Annotated in this window: 19 protein-coding genes, 1 pseudogene and 1 CRISPR repeat array; of the genes and pseudogenes, 2 read left to right on the forward strand and 18 right to left on the reverse strand. The window is 52.7% G+C overall.

Annotated elements, in window-relative coordinates; all coding sequences use genetic code 11:
* Window positions 1–9: 9 nt before the first annotated feature.
* From cobS to ASF12_RS19110, 8 genes are all read right to left on the reverse strand, one after another.
* Complete coding sequence (gene cobS / locus ASF12_RS19075) at window positions 10–819, reverse strand: adenosylcobinamide-GDP ribazoletransferase (RefSeq protein WP_056038013.1); 810 nt, start codon at window positions 817–819, stop codon at window positions 10–12.
* The gene (cbiB, locus tag ASF12_RS19080) at window positions 801–1,781 is read right to left on the reverse strand and encodes an adenosylcobinamide-phosphate synthase CbiB (protein ID WP_056038015.1); all 981 of its coding nucleotides are present in this window, start codon (window positions 1,779–1,781) and stop codon (window positions 801–803) included. The genes cobS and cbiB overlap by 19 nt, the downstream gene beginning before the upstream one ends.
* Window positions 1,778–2,383, reverse strand: coding sequence for a bifunctional adenosylcobinamide kinase/adenosylcobinamide-phosphate guanylyltransferase (gene cobU, locus ASF12_RS19085; protein ID WP_056038018.1), 606 nt, complete (start codon window positions 2,381–2,383; stop codon window positions 1,778–1,780). Before cobU ends, cbiB begins: the two co-directional genes overlap by 4 nt.
* Before the next feature lie 11 nt (window positions 2,384–2,394).
* A complete protein-coding gene (gene cobT, locus ASF12_RS19090) occupies window positions 2,395–3,459 on the reverse strand; it encodes a nicotinate-nucleotide--dimethylbenzimidazole phosphoribosyltransferase (protein ID WP_056038021.1) in 1,065 nt (354 codons plus the stop codon).
* Between the two features lie 4 nt (window positions 3,460–3,463).
* The gene (locus ASF12_RS19095; RefSeq protein WP_056039046.1) at window positions 3,464–4,264 is read right to left on the reverse strand and encodes an ABC transporter ATP-binding protein; all 801 of its coding nucleotides are present in this window, start codon (window positions 4,262–4,264) and stop codon (window positions 3,464–3,466) included.
* Window positions 4,265–4,272: 8 nt separating this feature from the next.
* Window positions 4,273–5,307: a FecCD family ABC transporter permease gene (locus ASF12_RS19100; protein WP_056038024.1), complete on the reverse strand. Its 1,035-nt coding sequence runs from the start codon at window positions 5,305–5,307 to the stop codon at window positions 4,273–4,275.
* Between the two features lie 3 nt (window positions 5,308–5,310).
* Window positions 5,311–6,288: an ABC transporter substrate-binding protein gene (locus ASF12_RS19105; RefSeq protein WP_235533217.1), complete on the reverse strand. Its 978-nt coding sequence runs from the start codon at window positions 6,286–6,288 to the stop codon at window positions 5,311–5,313.
* Between the two features lie 193 nt (window positions 6,289–6,481).
* Window positions 6,482–8,779: a heavy metal translocating P-type ATPase gene (locus ASF12_RS19110; protein ID WP_155973305.1), complete on the reverse strand. Its 2,298-nt coding sequence runs from the start codon at window positions 8,777–8,779 to the stop codon at window positions 6,482–6,484.
* 446 nt (window positions 8,780–9,225) lie between these two features.
* A CRISPR array of direct repeats spans window positions 9,226–9,589; the repeat unit is 32 nt; unit sequence GTCGCACTCTATGTGAGTGCGTGGATTGAAAC.
* 245 nt (window positions 9,590–9,834) lie between these two features.
* On the opposite strand from ASF12_RS19110, the gene ASF12_RS34595 reads away from it, so the two are divergent.
* A complete protein-coding gene (locus tag ASF12_RS34595) occupies window positions 9,835–10,137 on the forward strand; it encodes a hypothetical protein (RefSeq protein ID WP_155973307.1) in 303 nt (100 codons plus the stop codon).
* Between the two features lie 198 nt (window positions 10,138–10,335).
* Here the strand turns inward: ASF12_RS34595 and ASF12_RS19115 are convergent.
* The 10 genes and pseudogenes from ASF12_RS19115 to ASF12_RS19160 all read right to left on the reverse strand — a co-directional run.
* Window positions 10,336–11,097, reverse strand: a pseudogene (locus ASF12_RS19115) (Rpn family recombination-promoting nuclease/putative transposase); the annotation flags it as partial.
* 85 nt (window positions 11,098–11,182) lie between these two features.
* Window positions 11,183–11,491, reverse strand: coding sequence for a rhodanese-like domain-containing protein (locus ASF12_RS19120; protein ID WP_046233130.1), 309 nt, complete (start codon window positions 11,489–11,491; stop codon window positions 11,183–11,185).
* A 114-nt stretch (window positions 11,492–11,605) separates the two neighbouring features.
* Window positions 11,606–14,617 carry a VWA domain-containing protein gene (locus ASF12_RS19125; RefSeq protein WP_235533230.1) on the reverse strand — a complete coding sequence of 1,004 codons (3,012 nt, stop codon included), beginning with the start codon at window positions 14,615–14,617 and terminating at the stop codon, window positions 11,606–11,608.
* A complete protein-coding gene (locus tag ASF12_RS19130) occupies window positions 14,607–16,592 on the reverse strand; it encodes a vWA domain-containing protein (RefSeq protein ID WP_056038032.1) in 1,986 nt (661 codons plus the stop codon). Before ASF12_RS19130 ends, ASF12_RS19125 begins: the two co-directional genes overlap by 11 nt.
* Before the next feature lie 59 nt (window positions 16,593–16,651).
* A complete protein-coding gene (locus ASF12_RS19135; protein ID WP_056038036.1) occupies window positions 16,652–17,692 on the reverse strand; it encodes a DUF58 domain-containing protein in 1,041 nt (346 codons plus the stop codon).
* On the reverse strand, window positions 17,689–18,678 hold the full coding sequence (locus ASF12_RS19140; RefSeq protein ID WP_056038039.1) for an AAA family ATPase: 990 nt from the start codon (window positions 18,676–18,678) through the stop codon (window positions 17,689–17,691). Before ASF12_RS19140 ends, ASF12_RS19135 begins: the two co-directional genes overlap by 4 nt.
* Before the next feature lie 16 nt (window positions 18,679–18,694).
* The gene (locus ASF12_RS19145; protein WP_056038042.1) at window positions 18,695–20,455 is read right to left on the reverse strand and encodes a hypothetical protein; all 1,761 of its coding nucleotides are present in this window, start codon (window positions 20,453–20,455) and stop codon (window positions 18,695–18,697) included.
* A gap of 38 nt (window positions 20,456–20,493) precedes the next feature.
* Window positions 20,494–21,387, reverse strand: a complete 894-nt coding sequence (locus tag ASF12_RS19150; protein WP_056038045.1) for an ABC transporter permease — start codon at window positions 21,385–21,387, stop codon at window positions 20,494–20,496.
* Complete coding sequence (locus ASF12_RS19155; protein WP_056039053.1) at window positions 21,384–22,316, reverse strand: ABC transporter ATP-binding protein; 933 nt, start codon at window positions 22,314–22,316, stop codon at window positions 21,384–21,386. Before ASF12_RS19155 ends, ASF12_RS19150 begins: the two co-directional genes overlap by 4 nt.
* 73 nt (window positions 22,317–22,389) lie before the next feature.
* Window positions 22,390–24,771 carry a hypothetical protein gene (locus ASF12_RS19160; RefSeq protein ID WP_056038048.1) on the reverse strand — a complete coding sequence of 794 codons (2,382 nt, stop codon included), beginning with the start codon at window positions 24,769–24,771 and terminating at the stop codon, window positions 22,390–22,392.
* A 359-nt stretch (window positions 24,772–25,130) separates the two neighbouring features.
* On the opposite strand from ASF12_RS19160, the gene ASF12_RS19165 reads away from it, so the two are divergent.
* Complete coding sequence (locus ASF12_RS19165; RefSeq protein WP_056038050.1) at window positions 25,131–26,336, forward strand: MFS transporter; 1,206 nt, start codon at window positions 25,131–25,133, stop codon at window positions 26,334–26,336.
* Window positions 26,337–26,486: the final 150 nt, after the last annotated feature.

The raw sequence follows: 26,486 nt of genomic DNA on the forward strand, positions 1-26,486 counted from the left end.
TCCCCTCTTCTAATGAGTTGTCAATAATAGCAGTGCAAGCAACAATATAGCTTCAATCGCTTCATTCATGGCGCCGTAGGTGTCGCCAGTCAAGCCTCCCAGCTTGCGGACGAGCCAGAAAGACATGAATGTCCCTATCGCCATCGTCACAGCAGCAGCACCTGCCGCTGTGAAAGCTGACGTGCTGAGCGGCAATCCGAATGCCAGGCCGATCCCACAGGCTAGCAGGAAGGTCAGCACAAAACCCGACCATACATGCCGCAGCGAGGCCGCTTGGAATAAAGCGCCGATCCCTTCTCCCTCACGGGCACTCGGCCAAATGACAATCGCCGCCGCCATCCACCAGCGGCTCCACGCCGGTATTGTGACCAACAGTGGAAGCACATAAATAGACTTTGTATTATAAAGAAGCTCATATAACACGGTGAATTTGAACAGCACCAGCAAAACCGCGGCAAGGACACCCATAGCGCCTACTCGGCTATCCTTCATAATTTCCAGCATCCGCTCTCGCGAGCGATGGCTCAGCACGCCGTCTGCCGTGTCCATCCAGCCGTCCATATGAAGCGCGCCGCTAAGCGAGAGCCACAATGCAAGCAGCAATACAGCTCCCGGCCCAGCAGGCAGCCAGCTTTGCACAGCAGCAAAGCCTAGCGTAATCATTCCGCCAATCATGCTGCCCGCAATCGAAAAATAAGTTGTGCTGCGCGATAACACTTGCGGCTCAAACGGAACGGTTAACGGCACCGGAATTCTCGTCAAAAATTGAATAGCGGCGACCAGCGCCTGAGCATGCAGCTTCAATGAACGAACAGCCATAATGCCAGCACCCCAACTACAAGTAATAGACTTACCAGATACAATAATCTAGTTGTGAAAATGATATCCCGCGCGGACAATGGACGCAAGGGCTCTCCCATACGTGCACGTTCGCTAGGCTCTCCAAAATAATAATTGAGTCCGCCCAGTTCAATACCGAGCGCACCAGCAACGGCCGATTCGGGAATGCCGCTGTTTGGGCTCGGATGTCGATGGGCAAATTTGCGAATCGCAGCGACCGAACGGCCGGCAGACATGCCCGGCAGCAGCCACGCCGAGAACGCGAGCAGAGCTCCCGTCAACCGCGCTGGTATATAGTTGAGCACATCATCGGTTCGTGCCGAGCACCAGCCAAAATCAATATACTTATCATTGCGGTAACCGACCATAGAGTCAAGCGTGTTTGTCGCCCGATAAAGCATAGCAAGCGGCGCTCCGCCTATTAATGCGAAAAAAATAGGCGATACGAGCGCATCGACTGTATTTTCCGCCACCGTTTCCACAGCAGCACGGGCAGCCTCTGATTCACCCAGCTTGTCCGTGTCCCGTCCGACAATGTAGCCGACATATTTGCGTGCTTCCTCAAGGTTTCCAGCTGCAAGTGGGGTATAAACGAGCATCGCTGCCTGTTTTAATCCTTTGACCGCGATAGTCGTTGATATAAACCATATGGTCACCGCATAGCCGAGCCAAGAATGAATAAGTGAAGCGGCCGCGACAATTCCCCACATGACGCCATATGAAACGGCCAACGTTATGAGCATTAACAAGACGCCCTTTAGCTTGAGGCGCTTGGAGGATTCTTTCTTATCGCTCCTTCGCAGCCTCTGCTCCAGCCAAGCAATGAACCTGCCGATCCAAATGACAGGATGCGTAGGCCATTTTGGATCGCCAACGATCCAATCCACGACAATAGCTGCTGCAATCAGCCACAGCATGTCCGGCAAGGAATAGAAAATCATAGCTGCTCCCAGCGGAAAGCCGCTGCCTTAAGCTCAATGGGAATGCCCGCCGTTACGAGAAACACTTTATCGCAAACCGCAGCCACCCGCTGATTCAGCCTTCCTGCCTCATCGCGAAACTTTCTGCCCATTGGATAAGCAGGCACAATACCAGCCCCTACCTCATTTGTTACTAATACGAGCGGATATGGATAGGCGGCAATCGCTTCAATGAGCATTTCCGTCTGGCGATGCAGCTGCTCGTCTGCTTCTTTGCCGGGTTGTCCCGCCTGCTCCTCCGCTGCCATTAAAGCGTTCGTCAACCAAAGGGTTAGACAATCTACGAGCACAACCGGCGGCTGTTCTCCGGCTGACGCCACAGCTGCCGCAGCCTGTGCCTGCTTCTCCAGCAATTCGGCCAGGTCAAGCGGCTCCTCAACCGTCTCCCATTCAAAAACTCCCGCGCCGCGACTCTGCTGATGCCTATTTACGCGTTCAGCCATTTCTTCATCCCAAATGCGGCTTGTTGCTATATAAATGCCTTTTTTGCCAAGCCTCATCGCGAGCTGCTCAGCGAATAAGCTTTTGCCGCTGCGCGTACCGCCTGTTACTAACATTGCCATTTCAGCTTCACCTACGCTTTCGATACCCCTGCACTTTCAAAAGTGGCCATTTCCTGCATGAGCTTTAATGCAGCATCGATAAAATGGAAGCATAATACCGCACCTGTGCCTTCGCCAAGCCGCATATCCATATGAATCATTGGGCTTAAGCCAACGGCTTTCAATAGCTTCGCATGACCCTGCTCATAGGAAAGATGGGACGCAATCATGCTTGGTTTTGTCTTATCAGAAATACGCGAAGCTACTAACGCTGCGACAGAGGAAATGTAGCCGTCTATAACGACCGGACAGCTGTTCGCTGCCGCTCCAATAATAACGCCTACCAGTCCAGCGATTTCAACTCCGCCCAGCTTCATCAGTACGTCGAAGGGATCCAGCTCATCAGGTGCATTAACCGCAATAGCCCGTTTAACAACCTCGACTTTATTTTTCCAAGCCTCATCATTAATGCCTGTTCCTCTGCCAACCGTTTCTTCGGGCGGAAGCCCTGTCAACACCGTCGTAATCGCAGCGCTAGCCGTCGTATTGCCGATGCCCATTTCACCTATGGCAAAGGCGCGGTAGCCTTTTTCGTAAAGCTCATCCACGACTTCTACCCCTGTCAAAATCGCTCTAATGGACTGCTCTTTCGTCATCGCAGCCCCTTTCGCCATATTAGCGGTTCCGTACATGATCTTGCGGCTTAGAAGCTTCGGATGCGCAAGCTCTGCGTTCACCCCAATATCAACGCAAAACACGTCAGCTCCCGCCTGACGGGCAAGTACGTTGACTGCTGCGCCGCCATTCAAGAAATTCAGCACCATCTGAGGGGTTACCGCTTGGGGAAATGCACTGACCCCCTCCTCGCACACCCCGTGGTCGCCAGCCATAATAATGACCGCTTTGCGCTCCATATCTGGCCAGCGCTCGCCCGAAATTCCCGCAATCTGGCAGGCAACATCTTCAAGCTTGCCCAAACTGCCCGGCGGCTTCGTCAATTGGTCGGAATGGCGTCTTGCCGCCTCCGCTTCCTGTTCATTAAATGCCGGGATTCTCCCAATTGCGTTCGCCAGCAGCATGCAAAATTCTTCTTTCATCTTTTCATTCCAGCTCCCCATTGTTTATTCGCACATTGGGCGCAAGCAAAATTTGCGGCACCCCTGTTAACGGATGATTCATTATTGAAGCTTCAGCGCCGTATACCTCGCGAATAAGCTCCGTCGTATAAATATGCTGCGGCTTGCCCAGAGCTGCAATACTCCCCTTATGCAGCACCAGCACTTCATCGCAATATAAAGCGGCTAAATTTAGATCATGCAGCACGGTTACAACGGTAATACCCTGCTCACGCTGCCAGCTCTTTACCGTATCCAGCAATTGAATTTGGTAGCCAATATCCAAATAGGTCGTTGGTTCGTCAAGCAAAATGACATCCGCTTGCTGCACGATCACTTTTGCCAGCGCCACGCGCTGCCGTTCACCGCCGCTTAGCTCAGCCATTGTACGCTGCTCCAGGTTCTCAAGCCCCATTGCAGCAATCGCTTCATTAATAATTGGCGAGCTGTCGCCGGGCTCATTGCCGAACCAATTTTGATACGGAAAGCGTCCCATTTCAATCACTTCACGCACCGTAAAACCTACCGGAGGGAGTACGCCCTGCTGGAGCACCGCAAGCTTGCGCGCAGCCTCCTTGCGTGAATAGGCGGCAATGCTGCGCCCTGCCAGAAAAATATCACCTTGCGAAGGAGGCAATACGCCGGAAAGCAGCCGCAGTAAAGTGGATTTTCCGACGCCATTGGGGCCGATAATGCCGTATGTATACCCTTTTTCAAAGGAAAAGGTTAAGTCATTCAGCACATTTCTCCCGCGAATCGTCGTCCCGAGTTGACGCGCTTCAAGCATGATAGCCATCATCCCCCTCCTTCCAGCCGCTTGCGCCGATGCAGCAAATAAGCGAAAAATGGCGCACCGATCAGCGCCGTTACTACGCCTAGCGGAATTTCCTTCGGACTAAGCGCCATACGAGCAAGCGTATCGGCCCAGAGCACAAATATGCCGCCGCCAAATGCAGATAGCGGAATAAGCAAGCGGTAATCCGGCCCAACGATCAAGCGAATCACATGCGGTACGACGAGGCCAACGAAACCAATGACGCCCGCTACCGATACGGCAGCCGCTGTGAGCAGCGTCGAGCAGGCCAGCACGACCAGCTTCGTACGCTCTACCCGAATGCCCAAATGCGCCGCCTGCCCCTCGCCAAGCAGAAAAACATTCAAATGCTGCGCATAAGCGATCAGCACAATGACGCCAATAATGAGGAACGGAATCAGCATATAGACGTTCGCCCAGCTTTTCATCGCCAGCGAGCCCATGAGCCAAAATAAAATCTGGTTCACTACGCTGTTGGACAGCGAAACCATAAACGATACGAAAGCTCCGAGGAACGCCTGGATAATAACGCCGGATAATATAAGCGTTTCCAACTGCAGCCCCTCAGAGCTGCGCGCCAGCCAGAAAACGACCAATAACGTCGTAATTCCGGTTATGAAAGCGACGATTGGAATGGTCCAAATGCCAACTGCCGCCTGATAGCCGAATAAAATCAATGCCGCAGCGCCAACCGAGCTGCCGGAAGCAACCCCGAGCGTATAAGGATCGGCCAGCGGATTGCGCAGCACGCCTTGAAAACCGCTGCCTGCCAGTGCCAGACATGCGCCTACAAGCACCGCAAGCAGCACACGGGACAGCCTGACCTGGGTCACAATTGCAATTTCTCCTTCACTCCAGCTAACGGGCTGATCTCTAAGCCATGGCAGCTGGTGCAGCAAAATGCCCCACACATCGGTAAAGGAAATGCCTGCTGAGCCAATCGACAAGCTCGCGATAATAGAAACAGCAAGAAGGAGCACTGCTGCTCCTCCATAGCCTAGCCATTGATGTCTCATCCGCTATTTAACGAGGTCTGGATGAACAGCCTTCGCCAGATCAAGCAAACCGTCGGCAAGCCGCGGTCCTACACGCACGAGCGGATCTTCCGCAACCGCGATAACCTGCTTGTTTTTCACCGCGTCAATGACGTTCCAGCCTGCCCGGCTGTCCATCGCTGCAACGATGGGGTTCGGTTTTACCTTCATATCCGGATAGATGATGATTTCCGGATTTTGCTTAACGATCTCTTCGGCGCTGACTTCATACCAGCCTTCTTTCGAGCCGGCCACATTGGTACCGCCTGCCATCGTCAGCAGCTCATCCAAAAACGTACCCGATCCTGCTGTATAGCCAGGGCTGAACTCCAAATACACCTTTTTCGCAGGCGCATCCTTCACCGCATTCATAACCTGATTCATGACGTCGCGCATATGTCCCGCAACGGTCTCGGCATCCTTCACCCGGTTCAAAATTTGGCCGACCGCCTCAATATGGGCAATCGTTTCGCCATACGTTTTCGGATCGGAGGCAAATACCGGAATATTCAATTCACGCAGCTTGGCAATCGCATCGCCATTCATGCTGGAGGATGCCAGCACAAGGTCCGGGTTCAGCTTCACGACAGCTTCTATATTAGTCGTCATATCGCCAATTTTCTCAATATCATTCGCTTCTTCCGGATAGTTGCTGTACTGATCCACGCCGACTACTTGCTTGCCTGCTCCTACAGCAAACACAACTTCGGTTTCGCTTGGCACAAGCGTTACAATTTTTTCAGGCGCTTGCTCGAAGGTCAGCTTAGTATCCATTCCATCGGTTACGGTGAGCGGATATGCGGCGCCTGTCTCGGCGGATGGAGATGCAGAAGGTGCGACAGATGGTGCAGCAGATTCCTTATTATTGTTTACCGCACTGCCGCAAGCGGCAAGCAGCGTTAGCGTTGCAATAAGCCAAATGGCAAGGCTTGTTTTCAGCATATGGTTCATTTTAACTTTCATTAATCGTATACACTCCTCTAAAATGGTATGTTCTCTCCATGCGGAGGGATGCTTCAGGCAAATCAGGCATAAAAAAAGCATTCACGGCAGCTGTGCCGAAAATGCGGTATCCCTGCTTGGCGCTGGCCCTCATCATTATGTAGGTTAGACGTAGTAACTATACCATCGTTTTTCCGTATTTGTCCACCTCACGCTAAGCAGCAAGCTGCTTGTGCCGCCGCAAAATATAGCTCAGCCGCATCGCATTTCCAACTACAGACACGGAGCTCAGCGCCATCGCTGCCCCTGCCATCCATGGTTCTAGCAGACCGAAGGCGGCAAACGGCACAATACTGCTGTTATATAGGAAGGCAAGCAGCAAGTTCTGCTTAATATTGCGCACCGTCAGCCGGCTGATGCCCAGCGCATCAACAATCGCGGTCATACGCGGCTGAAGCAGCGTTAAATGTCCGGCGGCGAGCGCCGCTTCCGTGCCATTGCCCATCGCAATGCCCACGTCGGCAGCAGCAAGCGCAGGTGCATCATTCCAGCCGTCGCCAGCCATGCCGACACGTTTGCCCGAACGTTTAAGCTGCTCTACCAGCTCCAGCTTCTGCTCTGGCAGCAATCCGGCGAATACTTGCGTAATGCCTGCTTGGCGGGCTGCATTATGAGCAGGACTTTGGTGGTCGCCTGTTGCCAGCATCACTTGCAGTCCATAACGTTGAAGCTGCTGAACGGCAGCAAATGAATGAGGTTTAACCCGATCTGCAAGCGAAATAGCCCCGATGAGCAGGCCATTTGCCGCTACATATAGCAGTGTTTCTCCTCTTTTTTCCCGTTCTGTGCAAAAAGCAGCTAAAGCTGCGGCGACCTCCGCATTCGCTTTCCACTGTTCGGCTTTGGCAAAGGTTGCATTTCCGACGGTTATTCGCCTTCGCTCCACTACCGCTTGAACGCCTTTGCCGGGAAAATAAACCATTTCTGACGCGCTTGGCGGCGTCAACCCGATTCGCCCCGCTTCATGCCCTATCGCTTGCCCTAGCGGATGCGTGGAACCTGCTTCAGCGGCAGCGGCCAAACGCAGCACGGCTGAACGCGTCTGATTTGGCGCAGCCCATACGGCGCTAACCTGCGGGCTACCCTCGGTGAGCGTACCGGTTTTGTCCAGCAGCAGCGTATTAAGCCGGGCGAGCCGCTCCAGCGCCCCGCCTTGTTTCAGCACAATGCCCTGCTTCGCCAGGCGGCCAGAAGCAATGACCAGTGAAATAGGCGCGGCCAGACCTAGTGCACATGGACAGGCGGCGAGCATAACGGCGACCCCGCAGCGGAAAGCTTGATGCCAATTGCCGGGGTCCAGGAGCACCAGCCAAAGCATGAAGGTGAAAGCCGAAAGGGCGAGCATCGCCGGAACAAACCAAGCGGCCACCCGGTCCACCTGCTGCTGAATCGCAGATTTGGAGCGCTGCGCCTGACGAAGCAGCTCGCTAATCCGGCTGAGCAACGTCGCATGTCCCGCAGCGGTTGTACGGATGCGTTGCATCGCTCCCACATTCGTTGTTCCTGCCCAAATTCGGTCTCCCGCCCGTTTAACGACCGGCAAGCTTTCTCCTGTCAGCAGCGATTCATCCAATTCGGTTTCCCCGCTCGTTAAAACGCCGTCAACCGGGACCGTCTCACCTGTGGCAATGCGCACGATTTCGCCTTCCCGTACGAAAGCGGTCTGTACATTAACCCACTGGCCTGCCCGTTCTACAGTTGCGGTTTGCACCTCCAATTGGCTGTACCCGCCCGCCTCATCCTGCGCCCGCGATGCAGCTGTCATCTCCAAATATTTGCCGAGCAGCACTGCGCTGATAACGACAGCAGAGGTTTCAAAATAAAGCGGCAGCGTATGTTCAGCAGCAAGCGTTTTTCCAGTCGGAAGGCTGGAAAAAACAATATAATGGCTGTATAAATAAGCGGCAGACGTTCCTGCCGCTACCAAAACGTCCATATTCGCTGCACGCGAACGCAGCGCTTGGTAAGCTCCAATATAAAAAGGCAGCCCAATGACGAATTGAACGATGGTAGCTAACGCGAGCTGCAGCCATGGATGCAGCAGCCAAGCCGGAATGGGGAGCCCGCTTAACAGGGGCAGATGCTGGGTCATTCCAGCAAGCAGAGGCAGTGTAAGCAGCAGCGAGATCATAAGCCGGAGGCCAAGAGCGCTGCGTTCCTGCTTCCACTGTTTTTTGCTGTGCTCAGCTGCCGAAGCTTGAAAGCCGATGTGACCGATTTTCGCCATAATCTCCTCAGACCGCAAGCTTTCAGGCACAAATTGTACCCAAGCCGATCTTGCGGGATAGCTGACCGCGACCGATTGAACACCCTCCATTTTGCCCACGGCTTTCTCGATTCGCGCGGCGCAAGCTGTACAGCTCATGCCGCCCACTGCATATTGCAAAGTCACACTATTTTCACTATCATTATTCCGCTGCTCCAATCGCACACCCGCCCTTTCGCCTTTCAATTACACCAGCCGCCGCCATATTCAAAGATCAATTCATGATGATTTATTTTCTTTGTATCATCATATGTTCGGTAGGGGGCTGACATGTGTACAAGCTGAGGTTAGCCATATGGATCAAGCGTAAAGAGGTGTGAGCAGGGTTGAGCAGGCGTTGCCGACTTTTGACGACAGCTCTTATATCAGATAGAGATAGAAGCCTTATTATTCGCGTAAATAAGTATACTTTTTTCTTTCTATAAGCCTAATCAACCGTGGCCGTATTTTTGGTGCGAATGTGAAGCTCACATAAAAACCCTAGGTCACTCGCACCTCAGATTTTGTCGATTCAAGTCGAAAACGTGCTATTCAAGTAAAAGTCAATACCTCAGTCCATTTTTCTTGCTTTGTTTTTATTGAAAAAATGCAGCATTAATGCCATTATGGAATTAATTATGCATTTTTTCGCTGTCGCACTCTATGTGAGTGTGTGGATTGAAACGAATGGAAAAAGAAGAGGAAGAACGATTGCGTAAAGTCGCACTCTATGTGAGTGCGTGGATTGAAACTGCGAAGTCTTTTGCCTACCATACGCCCCGAGGGGTCGCACTCTATGTGAGTGCGTGGATTGAAACGAACCGATCATCCTGCGTATCAATCGCAGCTGTGTCGCACTCTATGTGAGTGCGTGGATTGAAACCAGTAAACATCAAATTTGAAGCCATTTCAGCTGTAGTCGCACTCTATGTGAGTGTGTGGATTAAAACTTGCCAGTTCCACATAAAAGGTGATTGCCTTGCTCGTCGCACTCTATGTGGGTTCGATGATTAAAACATATTGGCTTGAGTTATCTTGCCAAGCAAGCTTTGTCGCGCTTTTGGTGGGCGTGTATATACAGCGCCTAATGTAGCCTCTTTAAACACAGTCGCACTCAACTATACAGAAACAAACGTGCTAGCAATTAATAGTCTTAATACGACAATTTACACCTCTATGCAAGCAGAAACTACTATTGTATGATTAAATTGGATTTACTTATTATTTCTATTTAAGTAAATTAATTGAAATAGGAGGTTCAAATGAAAAAATCCATTCAGAAAACTTTTCTCGCCACCACCTTAGCCCTTGCATCCTTTACAAGTTTCGCATTACTAGCTCCAACAACGGCTTCAGCAGCTGGAACAACCTTTATAACTTTGAAAAAAGGAAATTCTACGTCACTCTTTGGTGCGAATAGCTATGTTGTTGCATCAGGAACATCTATTGTTTCCGTATCTTCATCTGGATGGCTAACTGCTTTAAATACGGGCAGCGCAACAATTCGTGGCTACAGTTCCAGCGGGGTCCTTCTCTCGACTTGGTTTGTTACTGTAACCTCATAAATTTATCTATCAGACCGCCACACAAGGCGGTCTGTATTTTTTTATACAGTCCTCCTATTCAACGCTGCTGTATTACTGTTTTTGCTCATGACGTACTCTGTGTGAGTGCGTGGATCAATTGACGATTTTTTTTGTAAAAACATCCCCTTAAAGACAAAACGAGCCGACCGCAATGGGGCGGCTCGTCTCTATTTTTTACTATAACGACTTTAAATCAATTATTTCTTTCTCAGTTAGACCGGATGCTTCGACGATAACGGAAAGCTCAACTCCAAGAGCAAGGAGCTTTCTGGCAATTTCCTTTTTCGCCTCCGCCTTTCCTCTTGAGTTAGCTGCTTCATACATCGAAGCTTCATCATGCAAATACTTCTGGCGATCTTCATACTGTCTTCGTGCTTCTAAATCCTGACTCAAAAATTCCAGCGTATCCATGGCCTTTTTTAGTACCGGTTCATTCATCGTTAGCACCTCCCATTTGGATTGATCTGCACCTTTCAGAAATAACAGCCAGTTCACAAGTCCGCCTTCCTCAATTGAAATGGCTTGTTCGTCTAGCTTCGGCAGCTCCAGAAAGTGAAATTCAATATCGCCAATTAGTGAAATTCCGGTTCGATCTTCCCGCAGATGAAATACGTTATGATACAAATCATTCGGCAGCAAGGCGTAGTTCAAAATATTAATAGTCACGCACCGTTTCAGTTGGCTATAAGGGTGCCCTTCCTGCAATTACCCAGAGTATTGCTTACTCCAATAGAAAAGCGTTCTTTTCTCAGTATCATATTTATTAAAAAGCTGCATTTCAACATTAATTATTTCGCCTTCAGGTGTCCTGGCTCGAATGTCCAGAATGGATTGCTTGTCGCGCGGAGAGTCCTTATCTGTATAAGGGTTGAGCAAAATAATCTTTTTCAATGGGGGCCTTCCAGCCTCATCAAATGTTCGGTTTAAAAAGGTTAATAGTGAAAACCAACCTACAAAATCAAAAGCAGCCTAGCAATCCGCCAACAAGCGGTTGCAAGGCTGCTTTTCTTTTTAACTAACTATACTACGCTCCAGTCACAATGGCTCCCGGCCAAGCGAGCATGCCGCCCGTCATATTAGTGACGGAGTAGCCCTGTGGCGCGAGGAAGCCGCATACTTTGCCACTGCGTCCGCCGCTGCGGCAGACGAAAATAATATTTTCATCCTTAGGCAGCTCATCCAAACGCTCCTGAATTTCAGACAATGGCAAATGCGCTGCTTCGGCAATGTGTCCCTCTTCCCACTCGTCAAGCTCACGAACGTCGATTAAATGAAACTTTTCCTTATTATTCAGACGCGCCTCTACTTGCTCCGGCGTGATTTCGTTATACATCGTTACGTCAGCTCCTCAGAAAAAATCTTTTATGTGCATTGTAACTTTCGACGCCGCCATTGTCCATTCCTCTAAACAAAACCAACATTCTAGCCTAGCAGCTTGTCAAAAATGCTACCGCTTGCCGCGCTTCTTCGCGGCAAGCAGACGATTAACCGTCGCGTGGCCGTCAGCTGGGTTTGTCTCTGAATTCGCAGGCGGAGCTAATGGCTGACTGCTTGTGCCTACTGATTTAAATTGCTGGTCGTCTCGCTGTTGCTTGCTTGCCTGACCTTGTCCCTCCGGCCGCACAGCCTGGACTCGTACTGAGCCACTAGCAGTCTGCGAAGAATGGATCGCAGCTCGCTGCACGCCAGCAAGGTCTGCACCAGCACCCTTCGCCTGACCAGATGCTGGCGAGGCGGAAGCCGCATCACTTGTGCCCGCGCGCTCGCCATAAAAGCCTGCGGTGCGGCTTTTACGCTGCTGCAGCCTGCTCACTCCTGAAGGTGCAGCGGCGTCTGGCTCTTTCCTCTGCAAACGTCCGCCCGCTAATCCGAGCCTCGTCAAAAGCATTCGCCCGATTCGCTGCCAAGGCAGCGACAGCCGGCGCAGCAAAATGTCGAGCAGCCACAGCGCCAAAATCAATAGGAGCAGCTCACGAGTCCAATCATAAGGCTGCCTGGACTCTACGGGAATGAAGCGGTAAACCTCCTGCGGCGCGTCCAGCGACAGCAGGCGTCCGCCAGTAGCGTTAGCAAGCTGCTGCAGCGCTTCTGTTCCATTTTCACCCGTCAATCGATACTCAGGCGAATATGGAATGACAAAACCCGTTGTCGTGCCACTACCCGTATTTGGCGTTTCCGCTCCGCCCGCAGCAGCGGTCTGTTCATTCACTTGCATTAAATACACGCCCGGCTCAGACACCGGAAGGCTTGCCGCATATTCGCCCGGAGCCGCGGGAAGCGGAGAAAGCGTCGTGCTTTTGCCAGCTTCGTCCGTGACCACAGCTGACAGCTTCGCTGCTGTATCACTGCCCTCGGTGCGCAAGCGCAGCATCGCCTCTCGACCATCCAGCTCAGCTGTTGCGGAATACGGCGTGCTCTCAAATTGGGGAAACGTCCATTTAATCCACTCGGCGAGAACATTAGGCAAGGCGGACCACTGTACCCAGTCTCGTGACCATTTTCCAGTCAAGTCGCTCGTCCAGGCTACCGTTCGTCCTGAGCCATAAGCCCAGCGTGCCAAAATCGGATCGCCTTGTGGGGATCGCAGCGCGACCTCTGCCGTTTCCTTCGCTGTCGTTGCGATGTACGCCTGCAAAACCGGCAAGCCATTTTGCCACATCGTCGCCCAGCTTCCGGCTTGCCCGATGAGCGGCGGCGCATTTTGCTCCACAATATACGTTCGTGACATTAACACCGTCTCACGGCTGAAAATAGCCGGAAGCGTGCTTTCATCATTTGTAAAATAAAACCGTCCCTTTGCCTGCTTCGCAAGCTGCTCCAGCATCACCTGATCCGCACCGTCTCCTACTGCAACTGTAGACATCGTCATTTTATTGTCGACCATGCCTTGTGTCAGTGCAGCATATCCCGGATTAGAAGCCGATTGGCCATCGGTGAGCAAAATAATATGCTTGCGCTGGGCATCCATTTCCAGCAGCTTGTTGTAAGCGGTATCCAGAGCCGGGAAAATTTCCGTGCCTCCATCAGCCTGAATGCCTTGGATTTTAGCCAAAACATCGTCGCGTTCCGTCAGCTTGGTCGGCTCCACGATCCACCATGGCGTCGAGTCGAAGGCGACTACGCCTACCGAATCCTCGGGACGCATCAGCTCAATCGTTCGCATCGCCGCTTCCTTCGCGAGCTCCAGCTTGCCGCCAGACATACTGCCGGAACGGTCAATTACTAATATCAAGCCGAGCGACGGAAGCTGTCGCTTGCCCTTCAAATCCATGTAAACCGGCAGCGCCTTCTCGATAGGCGTTTGAAAATAGCCGCCCAAACCAAAGCTGTTGTCGCCCCCTAGCATGACTAGGCCGATGCCATAATCGCTGACCGCTTTGCCGAGCCACTCCATCGGTTTTGCCGCAATGCGGGTTGCCGGAACATTATTTAAAATAATGCTGTCATAGGCAGCATATGAAGCCAGCTGTACAGACAGCCGCTCAGGCGGAATCGTCTCGTAACGAATGAGCGAGGCTTTCAAAGCTGCCTCCACATTTCCCGATGAGCCCGGCACGCCTTCGACAATAAGCACAGCGGGCGGGCCGCTAACTCTGCTGAACGCATAAGCCGTATTGTTCTGCTCGCGTTCATCCCCTTCGGCATATAGCTCGGCCCGGAAACGGTGAAAGCCCGGTTCCAGCGCAGCGCTTTGCAGGGCAAAACGATTTTCGCCCGGCTCCAGCACGATATCACTTGTCGAAAGCTCACGGTTATCTTCATAGAGCCTCAGCTTGGCCGCACCGGATGATGTGCTGTTAATCGTAAACTCAAACGTAAACTTCTCGCCCTGACGCAGCGTTTGCGGTACGTCCATCGCTTCGAGCGAAGCGTCCACCCGCTGCGGGGCAGCTATCGGAACGACATCCACCTCAATGCCAGCATGCTTTAGCAGCTCCGCTTGGCGCAGCATGCTTCCGGCGTTTTCAGCGCCATCGGAGAGCAGCACGATTTTGCCGCCACCGGCTTCATGCAGCATGCCAGACGCAAGGCGGAGCGCTTGAGACAGATCCGTGAAATTTTCATTCACACCTGAACGGAACGTATATCGTTCCGCACTTGGAAGCTCATCAGGCGAAAGTACCTTATCGATTGCCGCATCCAGTCCGATGGACACAATTCCGCTTCGGTCCTCTTCGTCTTTCGCCGCCGAGGCTTTGGCAATCCACTCGCCTAAAGAGGCATCGGCATTGACGGACGCGGAGCGATCCGCTACAAAAATAACGTTTCGCTGCTCGACACGCCAGTAAGGCTGCACGCCAGCAGCGATCGCAATGACCAGTAGCAGGATGAGTCCACGCAGCGCAATGGCTATCTTTTTACGAGTGTCCTGCAGCCGCAGCGTACCTCGAATCATCCACCACACCGCCGCAGCCCACGGGATAAGAAGAAGGAGCGCCCAAGGTGAATCAGCCTGCATTCCCACGCCTATACACCTCCCATTCCACCAGCATCAGCGCAAGCAGTGCCAGCGCGAGCCATGCGGCAAAAGCATTTGCAGCATTTGCCGTCTCCACGCTGCCCGCAGCACTTCCCGCATCAGCCTGGTTTTGACTTGTCTCAGAGGAAGCAGCTGCAATCGGCTTAATATCGGCAGTTGCAGACATCGATGCACTTTCGGCGGAAGCCGCATTTACAGCAAGCATCCTCTGGCCGATCGTTTCTCCTTCTGCGTTTTGCTCCATTAAACGGTACAAGCCCGGAACCGCTGGGGCGATAGCCGGTTCTTGCGAAGCAAGCGCCGCAGACAGATTGCTGTCAGGCAGCGATTTTTCGCTATAGCCGCCTATAGTTTCAATCATTTCCCACTTGGCACTTACTGTCTCATTTAAAAAAGCAAGCTGTAGCGCACTTCCGGCATCCGCCGTCCCTAGCTGAGCCCGACTGCCACCGCTCATCCAGTCCGCAGCCTGTACAATTAGCACGGGAAACTCCGGCCGCAGCGGCAAATCGCTGCTTTGCATATCAAAGGTAAAGCGCAGCTGCGGCCTGCCTTGCACCGAGCCTGCATAAATAGCAGGCAAGCCGCCATAGGTGACAATGGCATCTCCCCAAGTCCCCGCATCCTTCGCCTTCACCATCCGTCCAATATGGGTATCTTCAAATGAAAGATAGGCGGTAACGGGATGGTCGGCTATCGCCACCCTGCTATTCGCAGGCGAAGCCGTCTCTTCCTCGGTCGCTTCTGGATGATCAATATACCAGACGGGCTTGGAGGCAAACAGCTCCTGCCAGCTTTTGTCCGTACGAAGCTTCGCTGTGTCTCCATCCATAATGACCCAGTCGATGTCCTTAACATGCTCCTTGGAAGGAACGTATTGTGTTGGATCAACCTTTATCGTTTTTACCCCAGCGAGCTGGAGTGCTTTTTCCAAAAACAAGTTGCCGGATGTAGCCAAAAGCACCTGCTGCGCTTTAGATACAATCGGAAACTGATAGGCGATATTGTCCGCCGCATAATCATCGGTCGTTCCGCTGATTTTGGCTGTATAATAGCTTGCCTCTTCCGGCAGGCCAATCACATCTACGCTCGTCCAGCCTCCAGACTCAAGCTTGACTGATTTTGTCGCCGCAGGCTCAGATTCCTTGTCCGCATAAACAGCAAGCTGGATCTGCTTGGAAGCAGCGCTGTCATTGCGAAGCGTCACTACGCCTGCCCGATTGCCATCCTCCCCAACTGCCGCATGAATGCCAAAATACAAAATAGCACTATTATTGCTGCCAGCTTGTGGGGCAGAAAGCTTGAATTGCTCTAGCTTTGCATGAAGCGTGAGCAGGTTAACGGAGTCCGCATCCTGCCACCTGCCATCGGTTAAAAGCAAAATCTGCCTGCCTTGTTCATTCGCAAGCAGCGAGTCGGCTAGTGATAAAGCCGCTACGTTGTCCTGAGTACCGAAATCTGGCGTTATGGCTTTCAACTGCTGCAGCACGAGCTCATGGTCCGTTTCCTTGGACAAAATAATGCGAGGCTGCTCGCCCGTTACAAGCAAAGTAATGAGCTCCCCTTTCGGCTGCTCGCTCAGCCACAGCTCCGCCTGCTGTACAGCGGCGTGCAGCAAGCTGCCTTGCGAGCTTCCTCCGGGCATAGCCGCTGTCATGCTTGCGGAGCGGTCAAGTACGATGACGGTATGACTGCCGCTGCGGCTATCTGCCGTGAGATACGGCTGCATGAGCGCCAGCATTAATACAGCAGCTGCGAGCAGCTGCAACAGCATTAGCGGGCGGGTGCGCAGCTTTTGCCATGGACGATTCGCCTCCTGCTCGCGCAGCATGCGATTCCACAGCATGTGGCTCGCGATTTCGGTATCCATATACGTACGCTTGAATAAATACATTAATACGATGGCTGGAAGCGCCAAGCCGAATAAAGCCGATAGCGGCGATAGCAGCTGCATTTCTCCTCCTCCTTTCACCCAAGTTGCACGTTTCTCCTCACATCAGTTCCCGTTCAAACTTAACTATGACTGTGCAGCACACCAGCGCGCAGCAGCGTATGCTGAACCGTTTGCTCCATCGGCTTGCTCGTATCAATAAAAATATAAAGCGCTCCGCGCTCTGCGCAAAGCTTCTTAAGATGACTGCAATAATCGTTAACTGTAACGCAATATTGTTCGAGCAAACGGCTGCCTAAAGCAACCTCCTTGCCCGTGCCGAGTTCACTGTCGAGCAAATTCAATTCACCTGTCAAAGCTGGGTTTAGCTCCTCTGGGCTCAATAAATGGAGAAAGACAACCTGCTGCCGGGCAGCAAGCAGGCTGAGCAGCGTCTCTTCAATGCCCGCTTCATACATCGCATCGGATACGACCCAAGTGACGCCCGTACGATGCGGGAGCTGACCAGCCTGCTGAATAGCTTCCCTCATAGACAGGGCTGCCGCCTGTTGTTCCATTGCTCTTCCTAGGCCCGTCATAGAAGGCTTAAGCTCCTCGCCCTGTTGAAAAGACGGCTGCTCCATTCCCCGTTCCAGAGCCGCCGCCAAAAAATGAAATAAACGCGCAGTGGAGCCCCTGCCGCGAAGCGAGGGAAGCTCTGCCGGAGCTGTGCCGCCAAACAGCTTGACCGCAACGCGGTCCTCGCCTGACAGCGCAGCGTATCCGCCGCTGGCCGCCAGCTGCAAGGCGCAGCGCAGCTTATTAGCCTGTTCGCCGCCGAAGTTCATCGATGGAGATACATCAACGTACACATGCAGCGTAAGCTCCTGCTCATCCCAATATTGCCGCATATACGCTCTGCCCGTTCGGCCGTATACATTCCAATCCAAGCGGCGAATGTCGTCGCCGGGCGCATAAGGACGATAGTCTGCAAATTCCTGCGAGCCGCCGAGGGTGCTAGAGCGGCGCTTGCCAGCCATCGAACCCTTCACCCGGCTGCCCGCAGCCACTTTCATCCGCTCCAAACGATGCAGCAGCGAGGAATCGGGAAAAAGCTTGGCTAAGGCACCGCTGAACGCTGAATGCTGGAATCCGCTTCCAGAACCGCTGCCTTGCCCATTCATCTTGTCAGCTCCAATGCGCTTAGGATGGATTCGGTCATTTGATCCGTCGTTATGCCTGCTGCCTGTGCCTCGTAACCGAGCACAACCCGATGCCGAAGCGCTGGCACAGCTACCTCGCGAATATCGCTCCACGATACGTGCAGCTTTCCGCTGCAAAGCGCCCTTACCTTGCTGACCGCCACAATCGCTTGCAGCGCCCGCGGTCCGGCGCCAAATCTAACATATCGCTTCACATCATCAGGAGCATCTGCTTCAGCGGGATGCGTCATCATCACTAGCCTGACCGCCAAGTCCAGCACATCATCAGCGACCAAAATATGCTTGGCATACAGCTGCAGCTCGGTCAGCTCTTCCCCGTTCATCTTCACTTGGGCGCGGGGCTGAGCAGCCGCCGTTGTGCGCAGCACAATTTCTTTGAGCTCCTCGCGCGTCGGATAGCTGACGCCGATTTTGAGCAGGAAGCGGTCAAGCTGCGCTTCCGGCAGCGGGTATGTCCCTTCCTGCTCGATAGGATTTTGCGTTGCCAATACAAAAAAAGGACGCGGCAGCTGGCGGGTTTCTCCGCCAGCTGTCACCGTGCCTTCCTGCATCGCTTCGAGCAATGCGCTTTGTGTTTTTGGCGTAGCACGGTTAATTTCATCGGCCAGCACCAAATTGCCGAAGATCGGTCCGGGCTGGAAGCTGCGTCCCGCTGCCCCCTGCTCGGTAAAATCGATCAGCGTCGTTCCCGTAATATCCGCAGGCATTAGATCAGGCGTAAATTGAATCCTTGAATATTGCAAGGAAATGGTATCCGCCACCGTGCGGACAAGCATTGTTTTCCCAAGACCGGGGATGCCTTCCAGCAGCGCATGTCCGCCTGCCAGCAAGCACCACAATAGCTGCTCGACTACCTTTTTTTGCCCTACAATGACGCTCCCAATTTCCGCTTGCAGCGCAGCTATACGCTCAGCCGCTTGTGTAATCTGTTCCTTGGATTCTATCATTTGACCACCCCGCTCCTTATCGATTCGGCTGTATGTTGTCGAAATATTGCTTTACTTTATCCTGCATGGCCTGTGGCAGCTGGGAGCGTCCAAGCGCTTTTTTGGCTTCGGTCGCATATTCGCTGTACACTTCCTCGTAAGGGCGTGTCGTGCCGTCAATCATTGGAGACTTGCCGCCCGTTTGCTCTTGGCCGCCAGTAGATGGTCCGCCATCCTCCTGCACATTGCCCTCACCCGCCATCGTGCGCGGCGTTGTTACAAGCGTTCGTCCGCCCGCTCCAGTACCGCCTTGCAAGCCTCCTTGCCCACTGCCCGAGCCACTGCCAGCACCTTGGCCGGCCCCGGCGCCTGTACCTGAGCCAGCACCAGCTCCTGCTCCAGCACCGGCCCCAGCACCGGCCCCAGCACCGCTGGACGAAGGATCGCCGCCGCTGCCAGAAGCGCCGGAGCTTCCCGGCGCGGCGCCCGATCCGGGCTCGCTCGGCGAGCCCGATGCTCCGCCAGCGCTGCTGCCGCTAGGCGAGCCATTGCCGGAGGCCGCCGCTGCCCAACTCGGCGGCACGGTACCGCCGCTGGCAGCCAATTGGCCCGCAAGCGGCTGTCCGCTATGTCCAAGCTGGCTCGCCATTGCGCTAGCCAGCTGCTCCAGCTGTGCCTGCGACAATTCGCCGGCCAGCGCTTCTTCCAGGGCGGCGAGGCCATCGCCGCCCTCCGTTTCGCCCGAAGCGTCATCACCCGCTTCGGAATTGCGCGCTTGCTCCGCGGCTTCTGCCAATGCGGACGCGAGCGCCTCCTTGTCTTGCGGCAGCTGCTCGGCAAGCTGCTCCAGCGCCTGCGCAAGCTGCTCCTTCTGCTCAGGCGTCAGCTTCTGCAGTTCCGAGCGCATATCGCTAATCGCTTCGCGCATGCCCGATTCCAGCCGGTCCTGCAGCGCAGCTCCCAGTTGCTTCAGCGCAGGCTCGCGCTGCATCGCTTTCGCAGCCTCATCAAGCTGCGACGCCGTTTGCTTCGCCAGCTCCGCCGTCTGTTCAAGCTCGCGCATCGCCTCGGCCAGCTCGGCAAGCGCCGCTTCCATGTCGCTGTCGTTTTCCTCCAGCTTGCTGCGCAGCTTCTCAAGCGGCTCGGCAAGCTGCTGCTTCGCCTCCTCAGGCACATCTGCCTGCTCCGCTTCCTCCGCGAGCGCAGCCGCTTCTTCCCGCAGCGCTTCGAGCTGCTGCCGCTCAGCAGCCCGCTCCTCCGCCAAATGATCCAGCGGATTCGCCCATACGAGCAAAAGCGCGGAAATAGCCCATACCGCGCTAACCCCCAGCACGGCCCGCTTCCACGCTGGCCATGCGGGCCAAGGCAGCCGCTTGCTCAGCATAGCGGCATAAGCTTTCGCTGCAGCGATAGCCTCCTGCCGCTGCAGCATAACAATAGCAGATGGCTGCCCAGCCGGGCGCAGCCATCCATCAAGCGCGGTCGACACGGCATCATCCGTGTCATGCCGATCCATCGCTCTCGCCGCATCACGCAGCGAGGCGCGCCGCCAAAGCCCATACAGCAGCCCCGCCAGCAGCCCCGCCGCCGCCAAAATCACAGCCGCTGGCCGCGCATGTAGCAGCGGCCACAGCCTGCTTGCGACCAGCAGCAGCAAGCCTGCCGAGCTGCCTATAAGCAAGCCTTTCAGCCCATACTTGCACATCGTGAACATCGTCAATCTCAGGCGCACCGGCAATAGCAGCTCAGGAAGCTGCTGCTGTTCTTCTTTAGCCCGACTGCTTCCGCTTGGCTCCATTCGTGTTCCCTCCTGATTTAATACCGACTTCTCATCCCTTATTTCCGGTTTTGCTTCATGCGAGGACGCAAGTAACGAATACTTAACCAAATCGCTAGAGCGGCTAATACTAGATAAATGAGCATGAACTCCTGCCATAGCTGCAGGAACGGTTCAGATGCTGTTGCACCAGATCCCGAATAAACGATTTCTCTGGTTATATTAGGGTCCAAAATGCTGTACATCGCCACCGCTGGATTCCATGCAAAAATATGAGCGATCCATTCGTTAGAAGAGCTGTTTCCTGAAACCTGCATCGATACCATTATCGCTACATAACCGATGAGCGCCGTGCCCGCGTACAAAAACAAGGTCACGCCATACGTCAAAATGACAGCAATCATCGTCCGCTTGACGAGGGTGGAAAACAAAACGCCGAATGCTCCGATTACGATCATCAAAAATAAATAAAAGCAAAAGACGAGCAGCAGTTGCACAGGCGATATGCCGCCGAACAGAAACATCATGCTGTATATGGGAAGTGTACTTATGACGATTAAAATCATAAAGCTCAGGGAAGACAGCAGCTTGCTTAAAATAATCGTTGTCGAGCTTTGCTGCGTCGTAAGCAGCAGATTAAGCGTCTGCCGCTCGCGCTCCCCACTTATAACGCCAGCCGTCAAGCCCGGAGCCATAAAGGAAATGAGGCCGAGCTGTACGAAGCTGAGAAAATAAAACAATATCCGGCTTTCACTCGGATTAAAGGAAGCAGTATTGCCCGAGCTCATATTGAGCAAATAGATAGAGCTAAGGGCAAACAGCCCAATGGCGAATAAATAGGCAAGCAGCGTCCACATCGTGCGCGGCGTCCGCATCCGCAAGCGGAATTCCTTATCCAGCACCGGATTGATCAACTTGCTGCGCCAGTCTTTGCTTACTGTATCGTTTCTCATTCGAAGCCGTCCCCTCCTCTCGTAATTTCCAAAAAGACATCTTCCAAATTCGTCTGCCCTTCACTGAACGAAATAATGCGATAGCCCGCAGCAATCAGCTCGCCGACCAGCTCAGCCTGTTCGAGATCCTGTCCGCTAAAATGGACATGAATGCCCCGTTCATCGCGCATCAGGCGCGTCACATGCGGCTGCTCCTGCAAAAACTGCTCAGCCTCGTCCAGCCGCTCCAGCAGCCGAATATATAAAATCCGCTTCACCCGCAGCCGGTTCTGAATATCCGACACATTGCCCTGAGCAATCATCTGTCCATGCTCGATGACGCCAATTTCGTCAACCATCTCCGCAAGCTCCGGCAAAATATGCGAGGAAATAATGATCGTTTTGCCCATTGCCTTCAGCTCAAGCAAAATTTCCCTCATTTCGATTCTCGCCCGCGGATCAAGCCCGGAAGCGGGCTCATCGAGTATGAGCAAATCGGGGTCGTGCACAAGGCAGCGTGCCAAGCACAGCCGCTGCTTCATGCCACGCGACAGCGTATCGACATAAGCGTCCCGCTTGTCACTGAGATTGACCAGCTCAAGCAGCTGCGGAATGAGCTCTTCCCGTTCCTTTTTGGGAATGCCATAGCTCGCACCATAAAAATGCAAATATTCGACCGCTTTAAACTGATCGTACACACCGAAGAAATCCGGCATATATCCAATGCGCTTTCTCACTTCTGCCGGATGCTTCGTCACATCAAAGCCATCTACTTTGGCATAGCCTGATGTGGGAGACAGAAGCGTAGCCAAAATCGACATCGTCGTTGATTTTCCTGCTCCATTCGGCCCTACAAAGCCAAACACCTTGCCTTTGGCAATCGTTAAATCGAGCGATTTTAAAGCATGAAACGAGCCGAAAGACTTACTTAGTCCTTTAATTTCAATCATAGGAACGGCTGCTTGCTCATGCTCAGGCACAATCCCCGCTTCCTGCTCCCTTTGTATTTCCGCCTGCTCCGCCTTATTCATGCTTCGCCACCTCGCCTTCCACTGCAACTTGCGGCATTCTCGTCTCGAGATCCGTGTTTACGATCAGCTTCATCCGCAATTTGAAGCCGTCAATGAGATAGCTCGAAGGATCGTCCATTTCCGCTGCTACTTTAATCCATTTGCCTTGCGCTTCATCCCAAATGAGCCACTTCAAATTTTGCCCGGATTGGGAAGGATCAAGGTGAATGTCCAATTGGTCGTATGTCAGCTGTTCACGCTCAGGGAAGCTGTATTCCAGCACCAGCTCACCTTGCCCAATTGAAAAAGTTGAGTTTCCATAATTTTCTATTCGATTGACGCTTTTCTCAATAATAACAGGATTCACGAATCCTGCCGGCACGACAAGGCGGCCGTTTTCATCCGGCTCCATCTCGCCCAAGCTCTGCACCCACATCGTCAAATTAGCAGCTTTTACTTTATTGTTATTAACAGTAAACAATGCGTCTTCATTTTCACTGAATCCGATAATGACCGGACCATAAATCATCGGTATTGTCGAAGAACTGTAGTTCATATTAAAATACGTTTCGACCAGCGTGCGCTGCCTGCTGAACGTATCCTGATTGCCGCTCTGATACGGGAATATCATGCTGCCGTAATTAAAATATCCCATATTCGTGTTGGGATTGTTGGAGATGAGCGCAGAACCTTCTTCGCCTTGCTTTAAATCACCGATTGAATAGCTGCTGCCGTTCATCACCACAACCACATCATTTAAATCGTTCAAGGTGTCATTTTTAATGATATACTCCATTTGCCCGTTGCTGTTCTGGTAGGACACCTTGAATTGTCCGACCTGCTCCTGCATGGGAACATTTTCAAACACGGCTTTGCGTGTCGACCAATATTCCACATTTTTCCATTCAGCTGTCGTTTGTCCTTCTATGCTCACCACTCTGCTGTCGCTGCGCAAATTCAAGTCGCCCGTGCTGCTGCCTGATGCATAAGGTGTGAGGGGAAGCATTTCATCGAAGCGGGCAACAACTTCGCCGCCATTCGGAACGAAGATCGAAAATGCCCCGGTTTTAACCCCGTCGCCTTGGCCAGATAATTGCACGGTTTGAACCGTGTGGGTAGACATAAAACGTTTATTTTCAGCACCGAAGAAGAAAATAGCAACAGCGCAAATAATGGAGATGAGCGGAATGAGCCACCATGACCACTCCCGCTTATCTGCCTTGCGCAGCACCAAATACAGCACTGGAGCTACAATAATCATATAAATGATAAACATGACGAGTAGCAGGCCAAAATTAGGCGGTGTAATCGAAGGAAATTGATCTACAATTTGTTGAAAGCCCCAATACGCATTGTTGCCGCTCATATAGCCCTGCTGCATCGGAAATAACGAGCTTTGCAGCCAATTCGCATATAACGTGGCACTTCCCGACCAAGAAGCAATGGGCTCCAGTGCGGGATCAAAAGCAATGTACAGCACCTTGCCAAGTCCCAGCTTGCGCTCAACCGCAATCGGCGTTTCCCCGCCTATCAGCTTTGTTGCCCCAGTTGCAAGCTTGCCTGTCGACAGTGTCATATCACCTGCACTTGCGCTTTTTGCTTCGCCGGCGTTCACCATTTCAGGCGAAATCGGCTGTGACACCGTCCCGCCATCCGGCTCAACCGGCGCAATAGCTGCAAAAGCTTTCGCTGTTTTGCTGTAGCCTGCGCCTCCAGAGAGCAGAAGCGTGCCTCCCTTGCTGATCCAGCCAGTAATAGCCGCCACCTGCTGCTCGCTCCAATCCGAAGTCGCAACATCATTAATGGCAAGGACATCAAAGTAATCGAGCAGCGAAGCTTCGTTCGGCAGTTGCTCCCGCGTCAGCGGCATTACGGAAATTTGATAGCCTCGCACATTCAGCGAAGGCATGAAATTTAACGTATCGGGATCGCTTGCAAGAACCCCGAAAGTGTAATCGGAAGTGCCATTGCTATCCAAAAAGGCTTTGCCAATGAAAGCTACTTCCTTCCCTTTGGCTGATGCGCCTTCAAAAAAGCGTATTTTGTTATTGTCTTTGCTCAGCTGCGTGCCTGGCAATGAAACCGTCAGCTCGACGGGCGTTTCTTTCGGCAATTCGACCGGCACGACATAATCGGTCGTCATCCCGCCATAAGGCGAAATAATCGAAATGACAACCTCGCCCTTTAAGTCGGCATTCGTCCGATTCGTCAATGTGAGATGGGCAGGCATTCTTTTATCCACTTTCACACTGCCCTGATAGCCTGCTTCTGCTTTCAGCTCAATGCCTGCCGTTTCGGCAAACGCTTTCGAGCCTGTTGCTCCAAGGTCCGCACATAAACTGGCGATCATAATCATCATGACAAAAAGCTTTAATTTAAACCCTAATCGACTCACAGACAGACCCCTCCCTATTTTTTTATGTACTCATCCAAGTTTCTAACGCAAAATACGACGAAAATGTTTCATAATTTTACATAATTCATCCAATGCAGGAAAAAGAAAAGCCTTGTTCGCATAAAGCGACCCAAGGCTTAAGCACAATCTCATTTATTTACACTTGCTGGATAAATCCATAATCGGCAGAAGTTCGCCCCTTCGGGACCACACTGCGGCTTCACGGTACTAGCAGCATTTATCTTATGCCAAAAATATAAAACTCGTCATTCCCATTTATTTGAAGAAACCAACCATATTTGTGGGTGACAAAGAGCCGGATCGTAGGCTAAAGTAGTGATGAAAGGGGTTTTATAAAGATGTCTACTACTTTGTCAGCTTCTGAACCAGCTCATTCTACTGCTTCACAGCGCTTGTTGTTTACGATTGTTACGCTATTATACTGGACTTCAATGTACGTTTACGTACCGACGTTATCGCCTTTTTTGAGCGGCCGCGGCTTGTCGATGCAGCTGATTGGCATTGTGCTTGGCAGCTATGGCTTTGTTCAAATGCTCGTCCGTTTCCCAGTTGGTGTCGCTTCTGACCGCTTCGGCAAACGCAAGCCTTTTATTATACTGGGCATGGTGACTGCTCTGTTAAGCTGCCTGATGTTTCTGGTGCCAGGACACTGGCTATGGCCGCTCGGAGGCCGGGCAATGGCAGGCATATGCGCCTCAACGTGGGTTGCTTTTACAGTCATGTATGCCAATTATTTTGCCGCAGAAGATGCTGCGAAGGCGATGGGAAGCATCAGCGTGATGATCGTTAGCGGCCAAATGCTCGGCATGCTGATGAGCGGAACAGTGACCGATATGTGGGGAGAAGCAGCACCATTCATTACTGGGGCTGTTATCGCTGGGGTAGGGCTGCTGCTAGCCCTAATTTTAAAAGAACCGCAAAAACAGCTGCATGAGCGCATCGGCATGACACTCGCGATGGCGCGCAGCATTATCGGCACGAAGCTCTTGCTTCAAGTATCGCTGCTCTCCATTCTCGCACATGGCGTGCTGTTCATAACGATGTTTGGCTTCACGCCACTCAAGGCAGAGACGCTGGGCATTACCGGGTATGGGCTGACTTTCATTGTTTTTGCCTTTATGCTGCCGCATGCGCTCGCTTCGATGTTCACCGCCAAATGGTTCGCACCGCGTTTTGGCAACTGGGTCACGATTGGAATTGGCTTCGTGTTAAGCGCAATATGTACGGTGGCCATTGCCTATACGGATTCGTTCGCTATGCTGGTACTGACGCAAGCGATAAACGGCTTCGCTCAAGGCTTGCATTTGCCGCTGCTGCTCGGGCTCTCGATTCGTGACGTCCAGCCTGCTGGGAGAGCTACTGCAATGGGCCTTTATCAGGCCGTGTATTCGATTGGAATGTTCTCCGGCCCTTTTCTAGCCGGTTGGCTCAACGACAGCTGGGGCATGAATAGCGGCTTCTGGTTCGGCGGCATGCTCGGCGCTGCCGCAGCGCTGCTTAGTGCGTGGTGGTATATGAAGGAGCTCAGAGAAAAAGGGCGTTGAGTTGTAAGCGTGCTGAAACAACGGTTCGTTCGTGATGAAGATAGCCGTTTCCCAAAAACGAAAAATAGCGCCACAGGTGTAAGTGCCTGCGGCGCTATTTTTGTAATTTCAGCAGAGGGTCTCAAAGGTTGTCGTTCATTTCTGCCCTTT

This window comes from Paenibacillus sp. Leaf72, assembly GCF_001422685.1.
GTDB lineage: Bacteria > Bacillota > Bacilli > Paenibacillales > Paenibacillaceae > Pristimantibacillus.

Coding starts and splice junctions, on each gene's coding strand:
- cobS (WP_056038013.1), bottom strand. CDS start 819: ATGGCTGTTCGTTCATTGAAGCTGCATGCTCAGGCGCTGGTCGCCGCT.
- cbiB (WP_056038015.1), bottom strand. CDS start 1,781: ATGATTTTCTATTCCTTGCCGGACATGCTGTGGCTGATTGCAGCAGCT.
- cobU (WP_056038018.1), bottom strand. CDS start 2,383: ATGGCAATGTTAGTAACAGGCGGTACGCGCAGCGGCAAAAGCTTATTC.
- cobT (WP_056038021.1), bottom strand. CDS start 3,459: ATGAAAGAAGAATTTTGCATGCTGCTGGCGAACGCAATTGGGAGAATC.
- ASF12_RS19095 (WP_056039046.1), bottom strand. CDS start 4,264: ATGCTTGAAGCGCGTCAACTCGGGACGACGATTCGCGGGAGAAATGTG.
- ASF12_RS19100 (WP_056038024.1), bottom strand. CDS start 5,307: ATGAGACATCAATGGCTAGGCTATGGAGGAGCAGCAGTGCTCCTTCTT.
- ASF12_RS19105 (WP_235533217.1), bottom strand. CDS start 6,288: ATGAAAGTTAAAATGAACCATATGCTGAAAACAAGCCTTGCCATTTGG.
- ASF12_RS34595 (WP_155973307.1), top strand. CDS start 9,835: ATGAAAAAATCCATTCAGAAAACTTTTCTCGCCACCACCTTAGCCCTT.
- ASF12_RS19120 (WP_046233130.1), bottom strand. CDS start 11,491: ATGTATAACGAAATCACGCCGGAGCAAGTAGAGGCGCGTCTGAATAAT.
- ASF12_RS19125 (WP_235533230.1), bottom strand. CDS start 14,617: ATGCAGGCTGATTCACCTTGGGCGCTCCTTCTTCTTATCCCGTGGGCT.
- ASF12_RS19130 (WP_056038032.1), bottom strand. CDS start 16,592: ATGCAGCTGCTATCGCCGCTATCGGCTTTATTCGGCTTGGCGCTTCCA.
- ASF12_RS19135 (WP_056038036.1), bottom strand. CDS start 17,692: ATGAATGGGCAAGGCAGCGGTTCTGGAAGCGGATTCCAGCATTCAGCG.
- ASF12_RS19140 (WP_056038039.1), bottom strand. CDS start 18,678: ATGATAGAATCCAAGGAACAGATTACACAAGCGGCTGAGCGTATAGCT.
- ASF12_RS19145 (WP_056038042.1), bottom strand. CDS start 20,455: ATGGAGCCAAGCGGAAGCAGTCGGGCTAAAGAAGAACAGCAGCAGCTT.
- ASF12_RS19150 (WP_056038045.1), bottom strand. CDS start 21,387: ATGAGAAACGATACAGTAAGCAAAGACTGGCGCAGCAAGTTGATCAAT.
- ASF12_RS19155 (WP_056039053.1), bottom strand. CDS start 22,316: ATGATTGAAATTAAAGGACTAAGTAAGTCTTTCGGCTCGTTTCATGCT.
- ASF12_RS19165 (WP_056038050.1), top strand. CDS start 25,131: ATGTCTACTACTTTGTCAGCTTCTGAACCAGCTCATTCTACTGCTTCA.